The sequence below is a fragment of the Microbispora hainanensis genome (assembly GCF_006874475.1).
Classification (GTDB): domain Bacteria; phylum Actinomycetota; class Actinomycetes; order Streptosporangiales; family Streptosporangiaceae; genus Microbispora; species Microbispora hainanensis.
The window spans coordinates 86,958-104,942 of the sequence record NZ_VIRM01000014.1 but is presented as its reverse complement, the minus strand read 5'-3'; the positions used below and the strand labels follow the sequence as shown (position 1 = coordinate 104,942).

At 72.4% G+C, this 17,985-nt stretch carries 15 protein-coding genes; 7 read left to right on the top strand and 8 right to left on the bottom strand.

Annotation, left to right across the window (positions count from 1 at the left end; translation table 11 throughout):
• Nucleotides 1-40: 40 nt before the first annotated feature.
• Both ligA and FLX08_RS14100 read right to left on the bottom strand, forming a co-directional pair.
• Nucleotides 41-2,476: an NAD-dependent DNA ligase LigA gene (ligA, locus tag FLX08_RS14105; protein WP_280117101.1), complete on the bottom strand. Its 2,436-nt coding sequence runs from the start codon at nucleotides 2,474-2,476 to the stop codon at nucleotides 41-43.
• A gap of 264 nt (nucleotides 2,477-2,740) precedes the next feature.
• On the bottom strand, nucleotides 2,741-3,745 hold the full coding sequence (locus FLX08_RS14100; RefSeq protein ID WP_142619284.1) for a methionine synthase: 1,005 nt from the start codon (nucleotides 3,743-3,745) through the stop codon (nucleotides 2,741-2,743).
• A gap of 19 nt (nucleotides 3,746-3,764) precedes the next feature.
• On the opposite strand from FLX08_RS14100, the gene FLX08_RS14095 reads away from it, so the two are divergent.
• Nucleotides 3,765-4,397, top strand: coding sequence for an MBL fold metallo-hydrolase (locus tag FLX08_RS14095; RefSeq protein WP_142619283.1), 633 nt, complete (start codon nucleotides 3,765-3,767; stop codon nucleotides 4,395-4,397).
• Nucleotide 4,398: 1 nt separating this feature from the next.
• On the opposite strand, the gene mnmA is transcribed toward FLX08_RS14095, so the two are convergent.
• Nucleotides 4,399-5,484 (bottom strand): tRNA 2-thiouridine(34) synthase MnmA, encoded by a 1,086-nt coding sequence (mnmA, locus tag FLX08_RS14090; protein ID WP_142619282.1) that lies wholly within the window; start codon nucleotides 5,482-5,484, stop codon nucleotides 4,399-4,401.
• Nucleotides 5,485-5,560: 76 nt separating this feature from the next.
• Between mnmA and FLX08_RS14085 the strand changes: the two genes are divergently transcribed.
• The 3 genes from FLX08_RS14085 to FLX08_RS14075 all read left to right on the top strand — a co-directional run bounded on the left by FLX08_RS14085 (nucleotide 5,561) and on the right by FLX08_RS14075 (nucleotide 8,207).
• Nucleotides 5,561-6,601, top strand: a complete 1,041-nt coding sequence (locus tag FLX08_RS14085) for a DUF695 domain-containing protein (RefSeq protein WP_142619281.1) — start codon at nucleotides 5,561-5,563, stop codon at nucleotides 6,599-6,601.
• A gap of 134 nt (nucleotides 6,602-6,735) precedes the next feature.
• The gene (locus FLX08_RS14080) at nucleotides 6,736-7,656 is read left to right on the top strand and encodes a Rieske (2Fe-2S) protein (RefSeq protein WP_208761436.1); all 921 of its coding nucleotides are present in this window, start codon (nucleotides 6,736-6,738) and stop codon (nucleotides 7,654-7,656) included.
• Nucleotides 7,653-8,207, top strand: a complete 555-nt coding sequence (locus tag FLX08_RS14075; protein WP_167530407.1) for a hemerythrin domain-containing protein — start codon at nucleotides 7,653-7,655, stop codon at nucleotides 8,205-8,207. Before FLX08_RS14080 ends, FLX08_RS14075 begins: the two co-directional genes overlap by 4 nt.
• A 120-nt stretch (nucleotides 8,208-8,327) precedes the next feature.
• Here FLX08_RS14075 and FLX08_RS14070 read toward each other — a convergent pair whose 3' ends face one another.
• On the bottom strand, nucleotides 8,328-9,482 hold the full coding sequence (locus tag FLX08_RS14070) for a cysteine desulfurase family protein (protein ID WP_142619280.1): 1,155 nt from the start codon (nucleotides 9,480-9,482) through the stop codon (nucleotides 8,328-8,330).
• Nucleotides 9,483-9,585: 103 nt separating this feature from the next.
• Between FLX08_RS14070 and FLX08_RS14065 the strand changes: the two genes are divergently transcribed.
• Complete coding sequence (locus tag FLX08_RS14065; RefSeq protein WP_142619279.1) at nucleotides 9,586-10,077, top strand: TetR/AcrR family transcriptional regulator; 492 nt, start codon at nucleotides 9,586-9,588, stop codon at nucleotides 10,075-10,077.
• 138 nt (nucleotides 10,078-10,215) lie between these two features.
• Nucleotides 10,216-11,442, top strand: a complete 1,227-nt coding sequence (locus FLX08_RS14060) for an MFS transporter (RefSeq protein WP_142619278.1) — start codon at nucleotides 10,216-10,218, stop codon at nucleotides 11,440-11,442.
• A 121-nt stretch (nucleotides 11,443-11,563) separates the two neighbouring features.
• On the opposite strand, the gene FLX08_RS14055 is transcribed toward FLX08_RS14060, so the two are convergent.
• Nucleotides 11,564-12,517: an electron transfer flavoprotein subunit alpha/FixB family protein gene (locus FLX08_RS14055; protein ID WP_142619277.1), complete on the bottom strand. Its 954-nt coding sequence runs from the start codon at nucleotides 12,515-12,517 to the stop codon at nucleotides 11,564-11,566.
• A gap of 11 nt (nucleotides 12,518-12,528) precedes the next feature.
• Nucleotides 12,529-13,308, bottom strand: coding sequence for an electron transfer flavoprotein subunit beta/FixA family protein (locus tag FLX08_RS14050; protein WP_142619276.1), 780 nt, complete (start codon nucleotides 13,306-13,308; stop codon nucleotides 12,529-12,531).
• Nucleotides 13,309-13,670: 362 nt separating this feature from the next.
• On the opposite strand from FLX08_RS14050, the gene FLX08_RS40585 reads away from it, so the two are divergent.
• On the top strand, nucleotides 13,671-14,624 hold the full coding sequence (locus FLX08_RS40585) for a DUF8094 domain-containing protein (RefSeq protein ID WP_167530406.1): 954 nt from the start codon (nucleotides 13,671-13,673) through the stop codon (nucleotides 14,622-14,624).
• On the opposite strand, the gene FLX08_RS14035 is transcribed toward FLX08_RS40585, so the two are convergent.
• Nucleotides 14,621-15,856, bottom strand: a complete 1,236-nt coding sequence (locus tag FLX08_RS14035) for a serine/threonine-protein kinase (RefSeq protein WP_142619274.1) — start codon at nucleotides 15,854-15,856, stop codon at nucleotides 14,621-14,623. The two genes, FLX08_RS40585 and FLX08_RS14035, sit on opposite strands and share 4 nt — an antisense overlap.
• A gap of 179 nt (nucleotides 15,857-16,035) precedes the next feature.
• The gene (locus FLX08_RS14030; RefSeq protein ID WP_142619273.1) at nucleotides 16,036-17,979 is read right to left on the bottom strand and encodes a serine/threonine-protein kinase; all 1,944 of its coding nucleotides are present in this window, start codon (nucleotides 17,977-17,979) and stop codon (nucleotides 16,036-16,038) included.
• Nucleotides 17,980-17,985 lie beyond the last annotated feature (6 nt).

Here is a 17,985-nt window from a genome sequence, read left to right as displayed (position 1 = left end):
ATCCCGCCGGCGCTGCCTCGGCGGTTTTGGGAGGTGCGGCTCACTCCTCGGGGGTGAGGGCGACGGCGCGGGCGGCGTCGGGGCCCTTGTCGAGGAGGACGTGGAACCCTTCCTCGTTGAGGATCGGGACGCCGGCCTTGACCGCCTTGTCGTACTTCGAGCCGGGGTTGTCCCCCACCACCAGGAAGCTCGTCTTCTTCGACACCGACGAGGTGACCTTGCCGCCCCTGGCGACGATGGCCTCGCTCGCCTCGTCGCGGCTGAAGTCCGACAGGGTCCCGGTCACCACGAAGGTGAGCCCCTCCAGCGGACGCGGACCCTCCTCCTCGGGCGACTCGTCGGCCATCCGGACCCCGGCGGCCCGCCACTTCTCGATGATCTCCTGGTGCCAGTCGACCGCGAACCACTCCTTGATGGTCGCGGCGACCCTCGGGCCGATGCCCTCCACCGCCGCCAGCTCCTCCTCGGACGCGTTGGCGATGGCGTCGATCGAGCGGAACTCCGCGGCGAGCGCGCGGGCGGTGGGCGGGCCGACGTGCCGGATCGACAGCGCCACGAGCACCCGCCACAACGGCTGGTTCTTCTTCTCCTGCAGTTGCTGGAGGATCTGCTCGGCGTTCTTGCTCGGCTCTCCCGAGACGGTGGCGAAGAGCGAGACGACCTTCGGCTCGCCGGTCTCCGGATCGATCTTCGGCAGGCCCGTGTCGGGGTCGCGAACCACCGTCCTGATCGGCAGCATCTTCTCGATGGTCAGGTCGAACAGGTCGGCCTCCGTGCGGAGCGGCGGCTCCTGCGGCGGCAGCGGCTGGGTCAGCGCGGTCGCCGCGACGTAGCCCAGCCCTTCGATGTCGAACGCGTTGCGCCCGGCCGCGAAGTAGACCCGCTCACGAAGCTGCGCGGGGCAGGAGCGGGCGTTCGGGCAGCGCAGGTCGGCGTCGCCCTCGCGCTCGCGGGCCAGCTCGGTGCCGCACTCGGGGCAGTGCGTGGGCATCACGAACTCCCGCTCGTTGCCCTGCCGCAGTTCGACGACGGGCCCGACGATCTCGGGGATGACGTCGCCCGCTTTGCGCAGCACCACGGTGTCGCCGATCAGCACGCCCTTGCGCGCCACCTCCGAGGCGTTGTGCAGCGTCGCGCGCTCCACGGTGGACCCGGCCACCACCACCGGCTTCATCACGCCGAACGGCGTGACCCGGCCCGTCCGGCCCACGCCGACCTGGATGTCGAGGAGCTTGGTGGTGACCTCCTCGGGCGGGTATTTGAACGCGATCGCCCAGCGCGGGGCCCGGCTGGTGGACCCGAGCTGCCGCTGAACGGCAATGCGGTCGATCTTGACCACCACGCCGTCGATCTCGTATTCCGGATCGTGGCGGTGCTCGTCGTAGTAGGCGATGAACTCGCGGATCTCGTCGAGGCTCCGGACCACCTTGTAGCGGTCGCTGACGGGAAGCCCGAACTCGCGCAGCCGCTCGTAGACGGCCGACTGGGTGGCGGGCAGGGGACCGTCGCCCTCCCACTTGCCGACGCCGTGCACGATCATCCGCAGCGGGCGCTGCGCGGTGATCCGCGGGTCCTTCTGCCGCAGCGATCCGGCCGCGGAGTTGCGCGGGTTGGCGAACGGCGGCTTGCCCGCGTCCATGAGCTGCTCGTTGAGCTTCTTGAACCCCTCGACCGGCAGGAAGACCTCGCCGCGCACCTCCAGCAGGTCGGGCACGTCGTCTCCGCGCAGCCGATGCGGCACGTCGCCGATCGTCCGGATGTTGGGGGTGACGTCCTCGCCGGTGCGCCCGTCGCCCCGCGTCGCCCCCCGCACCAGGCGGCCTTTCTCGTACACGAGAGCCACGGCCAGGCCGTCGATCTTCAGCTCGCACAGGTAGGGGCCCGGGTCGGCCTCGATCAGCCGCTCCGCCCTGGCCTGCCAGGCGGCGAGGTCGGCGTCGTTGAAGGCGTTGTCGAGGCTCTCCATGCGGGTGAGATGGGTGACGGGGGCGAAATCGGTGGAGATCTGCGCCCCCACCTTCTGGGTGGGCGAGTCGGGCGTGCGCAGGTCGGGATAGGCCTCCTCCAGCGCCCGGATCTCCCGCATCCAGGCGTCGTACTCGGCGTCGCTCACCGTCGGCGAGTCGAGCACGTAGTAGCGCCAGTTGGCTTCCTCGATCAGCTCCGCGAGCTCGGCGTGCCGCTCCCGCGCCTCGGCGGGCGCGCCCTGTGTCCCCCCGCTGGCGCTCTGTGTCCCCCCGCTGCCGCTCTGTGCCCCGCCGCTGGCGCTCTGTGTCCCCCCGCTGGCGCTCTGTGCCTCGGCGGTGGCGGCTTCCCCGGTGGCGCTCCCAGCGGCATTCGTCACGCGATCGACCTCGCGCGCGGCCTCCGCGTGCCCGTTCGCCGTGTCCCCGGACGTGTCCCCGGACGTGTCCCCGGACGCGTCCCCGGGCGCGACGCCGTCGAACCCGCCAGCCTCGTCAGCCCTGTCGGTCACGTCGCACGTCTCCCCTCGTCAGACACCCAGGGCAACCGTATCTCCGGCGACCGACAGTTCGCGATGGACGGGGGCGGGAGCCGCACCGAGGACGTGGGCGACTCCCGCCGGACCGCTCGGCGACAGGGCCGCTCCAGACCGCGCGGCCCCTCGCTGCAGGAGCGATCGAGAATTACGGTAGACCGCTTGCAGCCCACTTTCATTCCCTTTTGTCCGCCTGTGCTCGGGCCGGTCGCCGTCACTCAGCGCCGTCACTGAGCGCCGTCACTCGCCGGGGTCCTCCCGGAGCACCCGGGCCGCCTCCCGGCACCGGGCCAGCGCCGCCTTGGCGTACGCGGGCGAGGCCCCGGCCAGGCCGCAGGCGGGGGTGAGCACGACCTGCTCGGCGAGCCGGGCGGGCGGGAACCCGAGCCGGCGCCACAGCTCGACCGCCGGCTTGGCCACCCCCCCGACGTCGGCGAGCCGGGTGTCGGTGCCCGGCACGACGCCGAGGAACACCGCGAGTCCCTTCTCGATCGTCTCCCCGATCTGGTCCTCGTCCCGGCGGCGCAGCAGCGCGGCGTCCACCGACACGCCCCGCGCCCCCGCCGTACGGATGACCTCGTACGGCACGTCCGGCGCGCAGCAGTGCACGACGGGAAAGGCGGGCGCCAGCGCGGACAGCACGGCCTTCAGCCGTTCGGCCGCGACGGGTGACTCGACGGCGGGCAGCCGCCCGAAGCCCGACGCGGTCGGCACCGTGCCCGCGAGCACCCCGGGCAGCCCCGGCTCGTCGATCTGGACGACGAGGTCGGCCCCCGGAATCCGCCGCCGCACGTCCGCCACGTGCTGCGCCAGCCCCTCGGCCAGCGACTCGGTCAGGTCGCGTACGGCTCCCGCGTCGGCGAGCACCTTGTCGCCGTGCCTGAGCTCGATCGCCCCGGCCAGCGTCAACGGCCCGCACGCCTGGATCTTGAACGGCCCCTCGTAGCCCTGGGAGACCTCCTCCAGCCCGTCGAGGTCGCGCACGAGATGGTCTCTGGCCCGCTTGAAATCCCGCCCCGGCCGGTCGGCGAGCCGCCAGCCGGACGGCTGCACCTCGACCGGCAGCTCGACCAGCAGCGACGCCGTACGGCCGATCATGTCGGCGCCGACGCCGCGGGCGGGCAGCTCGGGCAGGTAGGGCATGGGCAGCTCACCGAAGGCGGTTCTGACCGCCTCCAGATGATCCTCGCCCGGATAGGACCCCACCCCTGTGGCCGTGGCCTCGCTCCACGGATACTCGCTCACGGTGACTAGCTTAGGGATTATGAAACTCACCAAACTCGGTCACGCGTGCTGGCGGCTGGAGAAGGACGGGCGGACCCTCGTCATCGACCCCGGCGCGTTCAGCGGTCAAGGGCTTCTCGACGGCGCGGACGCCGTGCTGATCACGCACGAGCACTTCGACCACGTCGACGTGAACCTGTTCAAGGACGCGAGCCCGAACCTGGAGGTGTACACCTGCCAGGCCGTCGCCGACCAGCTCGGCCAGATCCCGGCGAAGGTCCAGGTGGTCACCCACGGGGACGCCTTCGACACGGCGGGCTTCCGGGTGCGTGCGGTCGGCGAGTGGCACGCGATCAACCTGCCCGACGTCCTGCCCGTGCAGAACGTCGGTTTCTTCATGGACGACGAGGTGTTCTATCCCGGTGACGCCCTCACGCCGCCGGGCACGGACGTGCCCACGCTGCTCGTGCCGACCAACGCACCGTGGCTCAAGGGGGCGGAGATGATCATGTATCTGCGCTATCTCCGTCCGGCGCGGGCCTACTCCACGCATGACGGGCTCGTCAACGACATCGGCGCGACGCTGATCGACAACTGGCTCGGCATGGAGGCCGGGAAGCAGAAGGCCGACTTCCGCCGGATCCCGGTCGGGGACTCCGTCGAACTGTCGTAGTTCAGACGGCCGAGGCGATCGTGGCGGAGCCGATGACGACGTCCCCGTCGTACAGGACGGCCCCCTGACCCGCCGCGACGCCGGTCGCCGGGCGGTCGAGCTGGATGTGCAGCTCGCCGCCGGACACCTGGGCGCGGCAGCCGTACACCTCGCCGTGCGCCCGCAGCTGCACCGTGCAGGTGATCGGCTCGTACGGCTCCGGCAGCGGCCCGTTCCACACCGGCCGCTCCGCCGCGATGGAGGTCACCTCCAGGGAGGAGCGCGGCCCGACCGTGACCGTGTTGGACACCGGCTCGATCGACAGCACATAGCGCGGCCTGCCGTCGGCGGCCGGACGGTCGATGTGCAGGCCCTTGCGCTGCCCGACCGTGAAGCCGTACGCCCCCTGGTGGCTGCCGACCACCCGGCCGGTGAGCGCGTCGACGATCGGCCCCTCGGCCGCGCCGAGCCGCTCGGCGAGGAACGCCCGGGTGTCGCCGTCGGCGATGAAGCAGATGTCGTGGCTGTCGGGCTTGTCGGCGACGGTCAGCCCGCGCCGCGCGGCCTCCTCGCGCACCTGCGCCTTGGTCGAGCCGCCCAGCGGGAAGATCGCGTGCGCGAGCTGCTCACGGGTGAGCACGCCCAGCACGTACGACTGGTCCTTGGCGTCGTCGACGCTGCGCCGGAGCACACCGTCTTCCAGCCGCGCGTGGTGGCCGGTGGCGACGGCGTCGAAGCCGAGCGCGAGCGCCCGGTCGAGCACCGCCTCGAATTTGATCTTCTCGTTGCAGCGCAGGCAGGGGTTGGGGGTGCGCCCGGCGGCGTACTCGCTGACGAAGTCGTCGACCACGTCGCGGTGGAACCGTTCCGCCATGTCCCACACGTAGAAGGGGATGCCGATGACGTCGGCCGCCCGGCGGGCGTCGCGGGCGTCCTCCAGCGTGCAGCACCCGCGCGCGCCGGTGCGGTAGGACTGCGGGTTGGACGACAGCGCCAGATGGACGCCGGTCACGTCGTGCCCCGCCTCGGCGATACGGGCGGCGGCCACCGCGGAGTCGACCCCGCCGGACATGGCCGCGAGGACGCGAAGCTTTCGTGTGGAACCCATAACACTTCGAGGTTACCGCCCGCCGTGCCGCGCCCGCGTTGGCATCGGGGCGGGCGGGCTGGGAGGATGCGGGGTCATGCGACTGTTCGGGCGCAAGAGCGAGTCCGCCGACCCCGCCGAGGCCATCGCGGCCTTCTGGGCCTGGTGGGACGAGGCACGTCCCCAGATCGACGCGCACGTCGAGGCGGAGGACCCCGAGGCCCTGTTCGAGATGATCGGCCCCGCCGTCACCGCCCTTCATCCGTCCCTCGTCTGGGAGATCGCCCCCGGCCGCATGGCGGTGAACGCCCTGGTCGTCAGCGCGTCGAACGACCCGGAGCTGCGGCCGTTCGCCCACCGGTGGGCCCTGGCCGCGCCTCCCGCGGACGCGATGTGGGAGTTCTATCCGTCGCGGCAGGCGAACCCGCAGGCCGCCGATCTGACGGTCGACGTCGGCGGGCGGGAGTTCGGGCTCGACCGGCTGGTGGTGGCGTTGCGCGTGCCGCCCGGCTCGCCGCGCGTGGACGTCACCGCCTTCCACCCGATCTTCCCCGACGTCGACGACGACACCCGCACCGAGGCGGCCTTCCTCGCGCTCGACTGGCTGCTGGGCGAGGACGAGGTGGCCCGCTGGGTCGGCGAGATCGTGGCCGCCGAGTTCGAGCCGATCGACGCGCTCCCCGCGATCCACCTGCCCTCGGTCGTCGCCGAGGTGGCGGAGGAGTTCAAGGAGGAGCAGTGGGCGCTCCTCGAAGGCCACACCGCCACCGGCGGCCGGCTGACCGCCGCCGCTCGCTATCCCCTCAGGCCGGTCGACTTCCCGCTGTTCGACCAGCACATCACCGTCACCCTGCCCTACCGGGAGGCCGACGGCGACGGGCTGCCCGCAGGGGCCTCCCTGGACGCGCTGCGCGAGTTCGAGGAGCGGCTGAACGAACGGCTGGCCGCGCTCGGCTCGGCCGTCCTGGTGGCCCACCTGAGCGCCGACCGCAGCCGGGTGATGCACGTCTACGCCGACCCCGCGGCGGCCGTGCCGCCCGTGGTCGAGGAGGTCGCCGCCGGGTGGAAGGAGGGGCGCGCCCGCGTCGACGTGGCCGAGGACCCCTCCTGGAGCGCGGTGGCCCACTTCCTGACCTGAGCTGGGAATAGAGCGCGTTTCACGCCATGACGGGCGGGCACCCCGCGATAAGACGCGATGCGCGGGCGAGCGCCCGCGTTCCACCCGTTCCCGCAGGCTGCGGGGCCGATCCGGCGACGGGACTGGGGTCGGGCATGGCTCAGCGCACACTGGACCGGATGCTGAACGCGATCGAAGGCGACGGCCGGCTCGACCGGCCCGGTCATCGGCTCGAACACGGCCTCGCCTTCGCCGAGAACCTTCTCGGGGTCACCCAAGGCCGCGCCCGAGGCCTCCTGCACGGCGTCTGGCTGGGGCACCCGCTCCACCCGACGCTCACCGACATCCCGATCGGGTCCTGGACGACCGCGCTGGTCCTGGACCTCACCGGTCAGAAGCGGGCGGCGCGCACGGCCGTGGGAGTCGGCATCGCGGGTGCGCTGGCCGCGATGGCGACCGGCCTGCACGACTGGCAGTACACGCACGACAACGCCCGGCGCATCGGCATGGTCCACGGCGCGCTCAACACGCTCGCCCTCGGCCTGTACGGCTGGTCGTGGCTGCAGCGGGGCCGGGGACACGACCTTCGGGGACGGCTCGCCGCCCTGCTCGGCTATCCCCTGATCATGGTCAGCGGGTTCCTGGGCGGCACGCTCGTCTTCCGCCACCAGATCGGGGTCGACCAGACCGTCAGGCGGCTCGACCCGCGCCATTTCACCCGCGTGCTGGCCGAGCGCGACCTGACCGACGGCAGCCCCCGCCGGGTGCGGGCGGGCGACGTGGAGGTCGTCCTGGTCCGCGCGGACGGCCGCGTCCACGCTCTGGAGAACGCCTGCCCGCACCTGCGCGGCCCGCTGTCGGACGGCTGGCTCCGGGACGGCGCCCTCACCTGCCCCTGGCACGGCTCCCAGTTCGAGCTGTCCAGCGGGGAGAGCCTGAACGGCCCGGCCACCGCACCGGCGCCGTGCTTCCAGACCCGCATACGCGACGGGTGGATCGAGGTGCGCCGAGCGCCGGTCGCGGCCACCGCGCCTCCCGGCAGCGCGCTGGTCCACCAGCAGGAGGTGCAGCCGTGAGGAGAAGGTCATCGGCGCTCACGGAGGTGCGGGAGGCGCCCGCCCGGCAGGAGCGGAAGACGGCGACGCGGGTGCTCGTGGAGCACCACGAGGTGCTGCGGGGTCTCCTGCGGAAGCTGACGGAGACGCCGCGCTCGGAGCCCGGACGGCGGCAGGCGCTCGCCGACGAGCTGTTCGACGAGCTGTGGATGCACGAACGGATCGAGGAGGACATCTTCTATCCCGCCGTGCGCGACATCACTCCGGCCATCGCGGCGGCCTGGTCCGAGCACCGCCAGCTCACCGACCAGCTCGCGGCGTTCGTGCGCGCCGACCCGAGCCGCGAGCGGTTCGACCGGGAGCTGGGCGTGCTGCACGACGTGCTGGTGTCACACGCCCACCTGGACGAGGAACTCGAGATGTTCCCGGAGGTCGAGCGCTTCGCGGACGCGGACCTGCTCGTCGACGTGGGCGACCGCCTCCAGACCCGCCTGGAGCAACTGCGCTCGTCACAGCGCATCCGCGCGTTCCTCCGCCTGCAGCGGGCGCTGCTGCGCCGTACGGCCCGATAGGCGGGGCTCCCCGACGCACCGGGCCCGGGCGTCTCCGGCCTGGTCCCCCCGGAAGACCGGAAAGCCACAGAAGACCGGGAAGTCATCGAGACACGGGCATCAGGGGACGATCAGGTGAGGTTATGACAGGCCGGCGCGGCGGGCGCGCTCGACCACGTGCCCGATGACCCCCGCGACCCTGTCGACGTCCTCCTCCACCGAGGTGTGGCCGAGGGAGAACCGCAGCGAGCCGCGGGCGCGCGCGCCGTCCTGGCCCATGGCGAGCAGCACGTGGGACGGCTGGGCGACCCCGGCCGAGCAGGCCGAGCCCGTGGAGCACTCCACGCCCTTGGCGTCGAGCAGCATGAGCAGGGCGTCCCCCTCGCAGCCGGGGAACGAGAAGTGGGCGTTGCCGGGCAGCCGGTTCACCGGGTCGCCGTTCAGCACGACGTCGGGCACGGCCAGCCGTACGCGCTCGATCAGGTCGTCACGCAGCGCCGACAGCCGCTTGGCCGTGGCGGGCTGCCGCGCGACGGCCGTCTCGACCGCCATGGCGAACCCGGCGATGGCCGGCGCGTCCAGGGTGCCGGAGCGGATGTCGCGCTCCTGCCCGCCGCCGTGCAGGACGGGCACCGGATCGACGCCCCGGGCCAGCAGCAGCGCCCCGACGCCCACGGGACCGCCGACCTTGTGGCCGGAGACGGTCATGGCGTCCACGCCGGACTCGGCGAACGACACCGGGAGCTGACCGACCGCCTGCACCGCGTCGGTGTGGAAGGGGATGCCGTATTCGTGGGCGATGCCGGCCAGCACGTGCACCGGCTGCACGGTGCCCACCTCGTTGTTGGCCCACATGACGCTCACCAGGGCCACGTCGTCCGGGTCGCGGGCGATGGCCTCGCGCAGCGTCTCCGGATGCACCCGGCCCCGCTCGTCCACCTTCAGCAGCTCGACCCGGGCGCCGTGGTTGTCGCCGAGCCAGTGGGCGGGGTCGAGGGCGGCGTGGTGCTCGACGGAGCTGATCAGGATCCTGGACCGCTTCCTCGCCCAGAACAGGCCCTTGATCGCGAGGTTGTCGGCCTCGGTGCCACCGGCCGTGAACACGACCTCGCTGGGGCGGGCGCCGAGCGCGCACGCGATCGTCTCACGCGACTCCTCGACTACCCGGCGGGCCCGGCGGCCCGCCGCATGCAGGGACGATGGGTTGCCGACCTGACCGAGCTGGGCGGTCATCGCCTCGATCGCCTCGGGCAGCATCGGCGTGGTCGAGGCATGGTCCAGATAAGCAGCTCCCACGGCCCCTCCCAGAAACGTGATTCAGCCCACCAAGCGTATCCGGGCCGATGGAGAACACGGGCACGAGTCGCAACTTAACCGTCCAGACGGTACAGTAGACGTCATGAGGAGAGACGAACTGCTGGACGCGGCCGAGGGCCTGCTGCAGGATCAGGGCGCCCAGGCCCTGACCCTGGCGGCGGTGGCCGAGCGCGCCGGTGTCAGCAAGGGCGGTCTCCTCTATCACTTCGCGAGCAAGGACGCGCTCGTCAAAGGCATGATCGAGCGCCTGATCGCCGACTTCGACGCGCTGATCGAGGCGCAGTCGGAGAGCACCTACACCCGGGCGTACGTCGCCGCGACGTTCGAGGCCGTGGAGACCGGCCGGCTGCGACGATGGGCCGTGGTGACGGGTGCGGCCGGCGACCCCGAACTGCTCGCGCCGCTGCGCGAGGCGATGGACCGCTGGATGCGGCAGGGCCTGGACGACGAGCCCGACCCCCTGACCTCTCAGGTCGTACGGCTGGCCTGTGAGGGCGTCTGGGAGGTCGCCACGCACTGCGCGGGGATCATCGACTACGCCGCGATCCGGGCCAGGCTGCTCGCCCTGTTGTAGCCCGGCGTTTGCAGCCCTCTGACCTTCACCTGGTGGTCGCCCTTCCTTCCGGCTCTGCCGTGAAAGGGCGACCTGCTGGTGTCTGCCCGTAAATCCGGGTTCGGAAACCCACTTGACTCACCTGGAAAGGAAGCTGTGATGACCCGCGCTTTGAGGAAGGCCCGTCACGGGGCAGTCCTCACCTTCGTCCTGGCCGGCCTCATGTGCGGAACCTTCACCGTGCGCCTCCCCGCCCTGGCCGACCGGCTCCACCTGCCGGAGTCGGCCGTCGGGCTCACCCTGCTGAGCTGGGGGATCGGCGCGCTGCTCACCATGCAGCTCATGCGCGTCGTGCTGGCCAGGATCGGCAGCCGTGGCGTCCTGCGCGCGGCCGCTCCCCTGTGCGCGGCGTCACTGGTCCTCGTCGCGTTCGCGCCGTCCTTTCCTGTGCTGGCCGTGGCCGCCGCGCTGTTCGGCATGGCGTTCGGCGCGGTCGACGTCGGCATGAACGCCCAGGGCTCGGCCGTCGAGCGCGCGTACGGCCGGCCCGTCATGAGCGGCATGCACGCGGGATGGTGCGTCGGCGCGATCTCGGCGGGCCTGGCCGGCACGGCGGCCATCGCCCTGGGCCTGTCCCTCACCGCCCACATCCTGGTCGTCGCCCTGCTTTCGGTGCCGGCGGCGCTGGCCCTCAGCCGCATGCACCTGCCCGACCCGGCGCCCGAGGCGTACGAGGCGGGCCGGGCCTCGGCCCGGGCCAGGCGCAGGCTGCCCGGCGTCGTCTATCTGCTCGGCGCGGTCACCTTCGCCGGGTTCATGGTCGAGGGCGTCGTCGCCGACTGGAACGGCCTTTATCTGATGGGCACGCTGCACGCCTCCGAGGCGGTCGCCGCCCTCGGCTACCCGGTGTTCGAGGCGGGCATGCTGCTCGCACGGCTGGCCGGCGACCGGCTGCGCGGCCGCTACGGCGCCCGCGGGCTGATCATGTTCTCCGGCGCCGCCACCGCGCTCGCGTTCCTCGCGGTCATCGCCGCGCCGGTCACCGTGGCCGCCGTGGCCGGGCTGTTCTTCATCGGGCTGTCGGTGGCGACCATCTCGCCCATGGCGCTGTCCCTGGCCGGGACCGCGACGCGCGAGCCCGGTCCGGCGATCGCGCAGGCGAGCGCGATGGGCTACGCGGGCCTGCTGCTCGGGCCCGTGGTCATCGGCTTCCTGTCCGCCGCGGCCTCACTGCGGGTCGCGATGGGCGTGGCGGTCGTCCTCGGCGTCGTCATCGCCGTGGCCGCGCGGCTGCTGCCCGCGTCGCGTACGGAGATCATCCCGCTGCCGGTGCGGTCGGCGGGCGAGGAGGAGGACGAGGAGGTGCACCTCCGCGCGGCGGCCTGAGGCCCGCGGGCTCCGCATCCCACCAGTGGTTTTACCTGGACGGGCGGCCAGGGCCCCGGCAAGGCCGTAATGGTGGGCGTCCGGCCCGTGCCGCGCGTTCACGCGGCACGGGCCGGGCGCGTCACTTGCGCTTCTCGATCTCCTCGGTGAGCTGCGGGACGACCTGGAACAGGTCGCCCACGACACCGAAGTCGGCGATCTCGAACAGGGGCGCCTCGGCGTCCTTGTTGATCACGACGATGGTCTTCGAGGTCTGCATGCCGGCCCGGTGCTGGATGGCGCCGGAGATGCCGGCCGCGATGTAGAGCTGCGGGGAGACCGTCTTGCCCGTCTGCCCGACCTGGAACTGGTGCGGATACCAGCCGGCGTCGGTCGCGGCCCGCGAGGCGCCCACGGCCGCGCCGAGAGCGTCGGCGAGCTTCTCGATGATCGCGAAGTTCTCGCCCGAGCCCACGCCCCGGCCGCCGGAGACCACGATCGCGGCCTCGGTCAGCTCCGGGCGGGCGCCCTTCTCCTGGACGACCCGCTCGACGATCCTGGCCGCGCGGGCGGCGTCCGACAGCGCGACCTCCACCTTCTCCTCGGCGCCGGCCGCGGGGGCGGCGACGGGGGCGGTGCTGTTCGGGCGGACCGTGATGATCGGGGTGCCCTTGGTCACGCGGCTGTGCACGTTGACGCCGCCGCCGAAGATGGACTGCTCGGCGACGAAGCCCTCGCCGACGCCCACCGCGTCGGAGATCACGCCGGAGTCCGTCTTGATCGCGAGGCGGCCGGCGATCTCCTTGCCCTCGCCGGTCGCGGCGACGAAGACGGCGGCCGGGGACCGCTCGGTCACCAGGTGCGCCAGCACCTCGGCCTTGGGGGCCGCCACGTAGTCGCCGATCTCGTCGGCGTTCGCCACGTAGATCTTCTCGGCGCCATACTCGGCGAGCCTGGCCTTCCCCGCGTCGGAGTAGCCGGGGCCCGCCCACACGGCGGCCGGGGTGCCCAGCGACCGGGCCAGGGTCAGCAGTTCGAGGGTGACCTTCTTGACGTCACCGTCGACGTGCTCGACGAGAACCAGAATCTCACTCATCACGGGGCCCCTCAGATGAACTTCTTCGACGCGAGGAACTCGGCGGCCTTGGCTCCGCCGTCGCCCTCATCCTTGATCACGGTGCCCGCGGCACGCGGCGGGGCGGCGGCGAAGTCCACGACCTCGCTCCAGGAGTTCGCCAGGCCCACCTGGTCGCCCGCGATCTCCGCGTCGGCGACCCCGAGGGTCTCGACCGGCTTCTTCTTGGCGGCCATGATGCCCTTGAACGACGGGTAGCGCGGCTCGTTGATTTTCTCGACCACCGACACGACGGCCGGCAGCGACGCCTCGACCTTGTCGTAGCCGTAGTCGGTGATCCGCTCGACCCGGATGGACGTGCCCTCGACCTCGACCTTGCGGGCGAGCGTGAGCTGCGGCGCGCCGAGCCGCTCGGCCAGCATCGCGGCGAGCATGCCGGTGCGGGCGTCGGTCGACTCCGAGCCGAGGATCACCAGGTCGAAGCCGATCTTCTTCAGGGCCTGGGAGATGGCGTAGGAGGTGCCGAGGGCGTCCGACCCGTGCAGCGCGTCGTCGTGCAGGTGCACCGCCTTGTCGGCGCCCATCGCCAGGGCCTTGCGGATGGTCTCGGTCGCCTTGGCGGGGCCCATGCTGAGGACGGTGACCTCGCCTCCATGGGCCTCCTTGAGCCGCAGCGCCTCCTCGACCGCGTACTCGTCGAGCTCGTTCACGACGCCGTCGGCGGCGTCGCGGTCGAGCGTCTTGTCATCGGACCTCAGCTTGCGCTCGGTCGCCGTGTCGGGGACCTGCTTCACGCAGACGACGATGTTCATGGCCGGTGGCCGACCTCCCCTTTCCGTACGGCTGACGCCGCGGTTCTCGGTACGTGGCGCGGGGTACGCGCACGTGATGCAAGACTGCCAGGTGCTAGCGGGCGCGCCTGTGCAGGTGGCCCGGGTGTCGAGCTGACCCTGGTCCCCCCAGGCGTATGTTACCCATCGGTAGCTTAGGTGCAAACCTCCAGGTTTTTACGGCCGCGTCCTTCGGCTGAGGAATTACCCAGAACCCGGTCACGCCCACTGCCACCCTACCGAACTATGTTCCAGAAGCATCGGGGAGGCCCCGCGGCCGGGGCTCACCCGCGCTCCGGTGTCCGATATGTTGGCATTTCTGGTCGATCTTGGGGGTGCCGCCGGTGCGCAGGACATCGCTGATCGTGGCCCTGGTCGTGAGCCTGTCCGGCTGCGGCGCGTTCACCGATGTGGTGGCGCACCGCGCCGACGCGCCCAGCCCGGCCACGTCACCACGGCCGATGTCGAGCACCGCCCGCACTCCCTCCACCGGCCCCACTCCCTCCGCCACCCCTGCTCCCACCGCCGCCACCCCTGCTCCCACCGGGACGGGGCCGACGCTCACCGGGGCGAGGCAGGCCATGCAGAAGTGGGTGGGCGAATACAACGCGACGCTGCGCAAGCGCAAGTGGTGGAACCGGAACGACCTGCTCGACGCGCTGTTCGTCGAGGCCGCGCTGCACGAGGGCGTGATCGAGCGCAACCATGAGATCTTCGGGTCGAAGCCGGGGCACAAGCCGATCCACGTGATCGGCACTCCGACGATCTACCTGCCCCGGCCGGAGCGGCAGCCGTCGATCGGCGACTGGTTCATCGCGCAGGCGACCTACAAGGACACCGAGGGCCACGCGCGCCCCCACGTGCTCGCGTTCTTCCGCTCCCCCGGGCAGCCGTTCAAGCTGGCCGTCGCGACCCCGCTCCACTGGGGCCGGCGGATGCCGAAGCCGCGGGTCGACGCCGACGGCTACATCACCGACATGGACTCCGATGTGGCCCGCGCCGTGGCCCAGGAATACCTGAACTTCTGGAACAACGAGAAGAAGGAGGGCGCCTCCGGCTATCGCCTGGCCAAGGACAGCTACAGCCGCAAGGCGTTCCCGGCCGTGAACAAGGGCGCGTACGTCGCCTTCGAGGGGCACGGGTCGGTCTTCGGCTTCCGTACGGCGGACGGCGGCTCGTTCTTCCTGTTCGGCATGGTCAACAACCCGAAGCACGTCAACCAGGTGCTGAGCGAGGCGCTGGTGGTGCCCCAGGGCGGCCACACCATCCAGGAGGTCGGCGCCGACTGGTTCTCCTAACTGGCGATCACGAGCATGACGAGCAGGAACACGACCGTGCCGACGGCCATGAGGAGCGTCACCGTGCTGAACAGCGTGCTCAGCAGCGCCCACACCGCGACGGCCCCGACGCCGCCCGCGAGATCCACCACGAGCCGCCGCCGCGACTTCCCCAGCAGCCCGAACCCCGCGTCCACGAGCAGCGCGATGCCATAGAGCACCAGCAGCAGAAGCGACACCTCGGGCAGGTCGGCCCGCGCCGCGGCGGCGAACAGGCCGACCACCACCGCGGAGCCGATCACCCAGCGGCGGTGCAGCTTCTCCCGGTGCGCGGCGCGCGGGTCGTCCACCTCTCCGCGGCGGCTTCCGCGCGCGGGCCGGCGCTCCCGGCGGTCGCCGGGCCGCCATTGCTGGGTGGGCGCCTCCGACAGCGCGGGCCGCGCCGGCTCGATCCCGTCCAGCACGGGCGCGGCCTCCTTGAGGAGCCCGGCCAGCTCGGCCGTCGCCGGGCGGTCCGCCGGGCCGGTGCTCAGGCACCGCTCCACGATCGGGACGAGCCAGGACGGCACGCCCGTCAGGTCGGGCTCGCGGTGGACGACCCGGTAGGCGATCGCCGCGGCCGGCCCGGTCCCGTACGGCTGCCGCCCCGAGGCGGCGTAGGCCAGCGTCGCCCCCCAGGCGAACACGTCGGCCTCCGGCCCGGCCTCCCGGCCTTCCAGCACCTCGGGGGCCAGGTAGCCGGGCGTGCCGACGACCGCGCCCGAGGCGGTGACCGAGGCCGACTCCAGTGCGCACGCGATGCCGAAGTCGATCACGTACGGCTCGCGCTCGGAGACGATCACGTTGGCCGGCTTGAGGTCGCGGTGGACGACCCCGGCCGCGTGGACGGACTCCAGCGCCTCCGCCAGCCCCAGGGCGAGCCGCAGCAGGTCGGCCCCGGCGACCGGCCCGTCGTTGGCCACGACCGTGCTGAGCGGCCTGCCCTGGACGTACCGCGTGACGATGTAGGGCCGCTCCCCCGACAGGGAGGCGTCCAGCACCTCGGCGACGTGGGCCCCGCGCACCCGGCGCATGGTCTCCACCTCGCGGGCGAGGCGGGTGATGGCGAACCCGTCGGAGGCGACGTGGGGATGCAGGACCTTCACCGCCACCGTGCGCCCGTCGGGGTCCAGCGCGAGGTGGACCTCACCGAACCCCCCGGAGCCGAGGGCGGAGACCAGACGATAGGGACCAAGCTGTTCCGGCGTGCCCAAACTGTGTCTCCCGCTTCGCTCGTCGGGACGCTCTCATCCGATGGTCGCGCCGGAGGCGCGCGCCGAACACTTCCCTCGCCGCTCGGAGTCGCTCGCCCCTCGCTCCACTCGCTCCTCGGTCCGGGCACCGGCGCGCCCCACCGGCGCGCTCGGTGCCTGGCGGTTCACTGTCAGGCCGGTCAGGTCCAGAAGGTCAGGAAGCCCAGGCCGATCCTGTCCATGATGTCGCCGATCACGCCGCCGATCAGGTTGACGACGGTGTCCTGACCCTTCTGTTTGAGGTCGGCGACGATGTGGTCCACCGCCACCGACGGCGGCCGCCAGGGGATCCACGAGGCGTCCGCGGACAGCGCCGTCATGACCGCGAACAGCGCGACCGTGCCGACCGCGATCGTCACGATCATTCCCGCTCCGGGGCTCCGGATCACCGCGCTCAGCGTCCGGGACACCGCCTTGCGGGGGGCCTTCCCGCCGGGCAGGACGAACAGCCCGGCCACGAAGGCGCCCGCGGCGTACGCCGCGGCGGGGTCGGGCCTGACCCCGCCGAGGTAGTAGAACCCGCCCCATACGCACATCGCGAACATCAGGGCCAGCGGCACCTGCACCACCGTCGCCAGCCCGGCCTTGATCAGGGCCCACGGCGTGCCGAGCACCGCGAGGAGCGGGTCGGCCCCGCTGCTGCCCCGCGCGGCCCGGCGGTCGGCGAGGTCGCCGAGCAGATACTGCCCCACCCGCAGGCACAGCGCCGCCACGACGGCGAACAGGCTCACCACGACCGGCAGCAGGCAGGCCAGCGCCACGATCGTGGCCAGCAGCAGGGCCGCGAGCACGGGATGCGGGGCCCGGTAGGGGGCCCGCCTCGGCTCGGGCTGGTAGGGCGCGGCGGGGGCCTGCGGCGGCGCGACCGGGGGCTCCGGATAGCCCGCCACCCGCTGGTCGGTGTACGGCTGGTAGACCGGCGGCTGATAGGGCGGCGGAGGCGCCTGCCCGTACGGCAGGGCCTGCGGGTGCGCCGGAGGCGGCGCGGACTCGGGGCGGCGCTGCCTGGGCCCCCGGGACTCCCTGGGCTCCCGGCGGGGCCGCTCCGGCTCCACGTAGTTCACCGGCGGCAGCAGGTCGGAGTAGCTGTCGTCGTCGGCCGGCAGCATGCCGGTGCGGCTCCCGCCGGCGCCGTTCAGCGCGCCCCCGTTGACCGGGCCGGTCCCGTTCACGGGGCCGCCCGCGTCCCTCCGCGCCACGTCGTCGAGCACGCGCGTGCCGTCCAGGATCCGCGTCCCGCCGTCGCGCGGCGACTCGTGGGCGGTCTCCCTGAGCACGGTGACCGAGGGGTCGAGCTGACGGGTGAGCCTGAGCAGCGACGCGGCGGTTGGGCGCGACGTCGCCTCGGACGCCAGCGCGAGGCGGAGCCAGTTCCCCATCCAGGCCGGCGCGAGGTCCACCTGCGCCTTGCCCTCAAGGATGTTGTAACAGATCGACTCGAACGTGCCCGAGCCGAACGGCGCCTTCCCCGTGGCCGCGAAGAAGACCGTGGCCGCCAGCGCGTGCACGTCGGCGGCCTGGGTGATCTCGGTATCCCGGATGATCTCCGGGGCGAGATAGCCGGGCGTGCCGACGAACATCCCCGTCTGGGTCAGCCGGGTGGCGTTGACCAGGTGGGCGATGCCGAAGTCGATCACGAGCGGCTCGCCGTCCACGAGCATCACGTTGGCCGGCTTGAGGTCGCGGTGGATGACGTCGGCCGCGTGGATGGCGACCAGGGCCTCACACAGGCCCACCGCGAGCCGGATCACGCCGTCGTCGGCGAGCGGCCCGTCCTCCAGGACCGTCTGCTCTAAGGTCCGCCCGGGGGCGTACCGCGTCACGATGTAGGGCGCGGCGCCGGTCAGGTCGGCGTCGAGGACCTCGGCGACCCGCCTGCTGCGCACCCGCCGCATGGTCTCGACCTCGCGGGTGAGCCGGTCGCGCGCCTTGAGGTCGGTGGCGACGTGCGGATGCAGCACCTTGACCGCGACCTCGCGCCCCTCCGCGTCCAGGCCGAGATGGACCACCCCCATGCCGCCCTCACCGAGCTGCCGCAGCAGCCGGTAGGGCCCGATCCTCTCCGGAGCCTCAGTAGCCGACATGTCGTC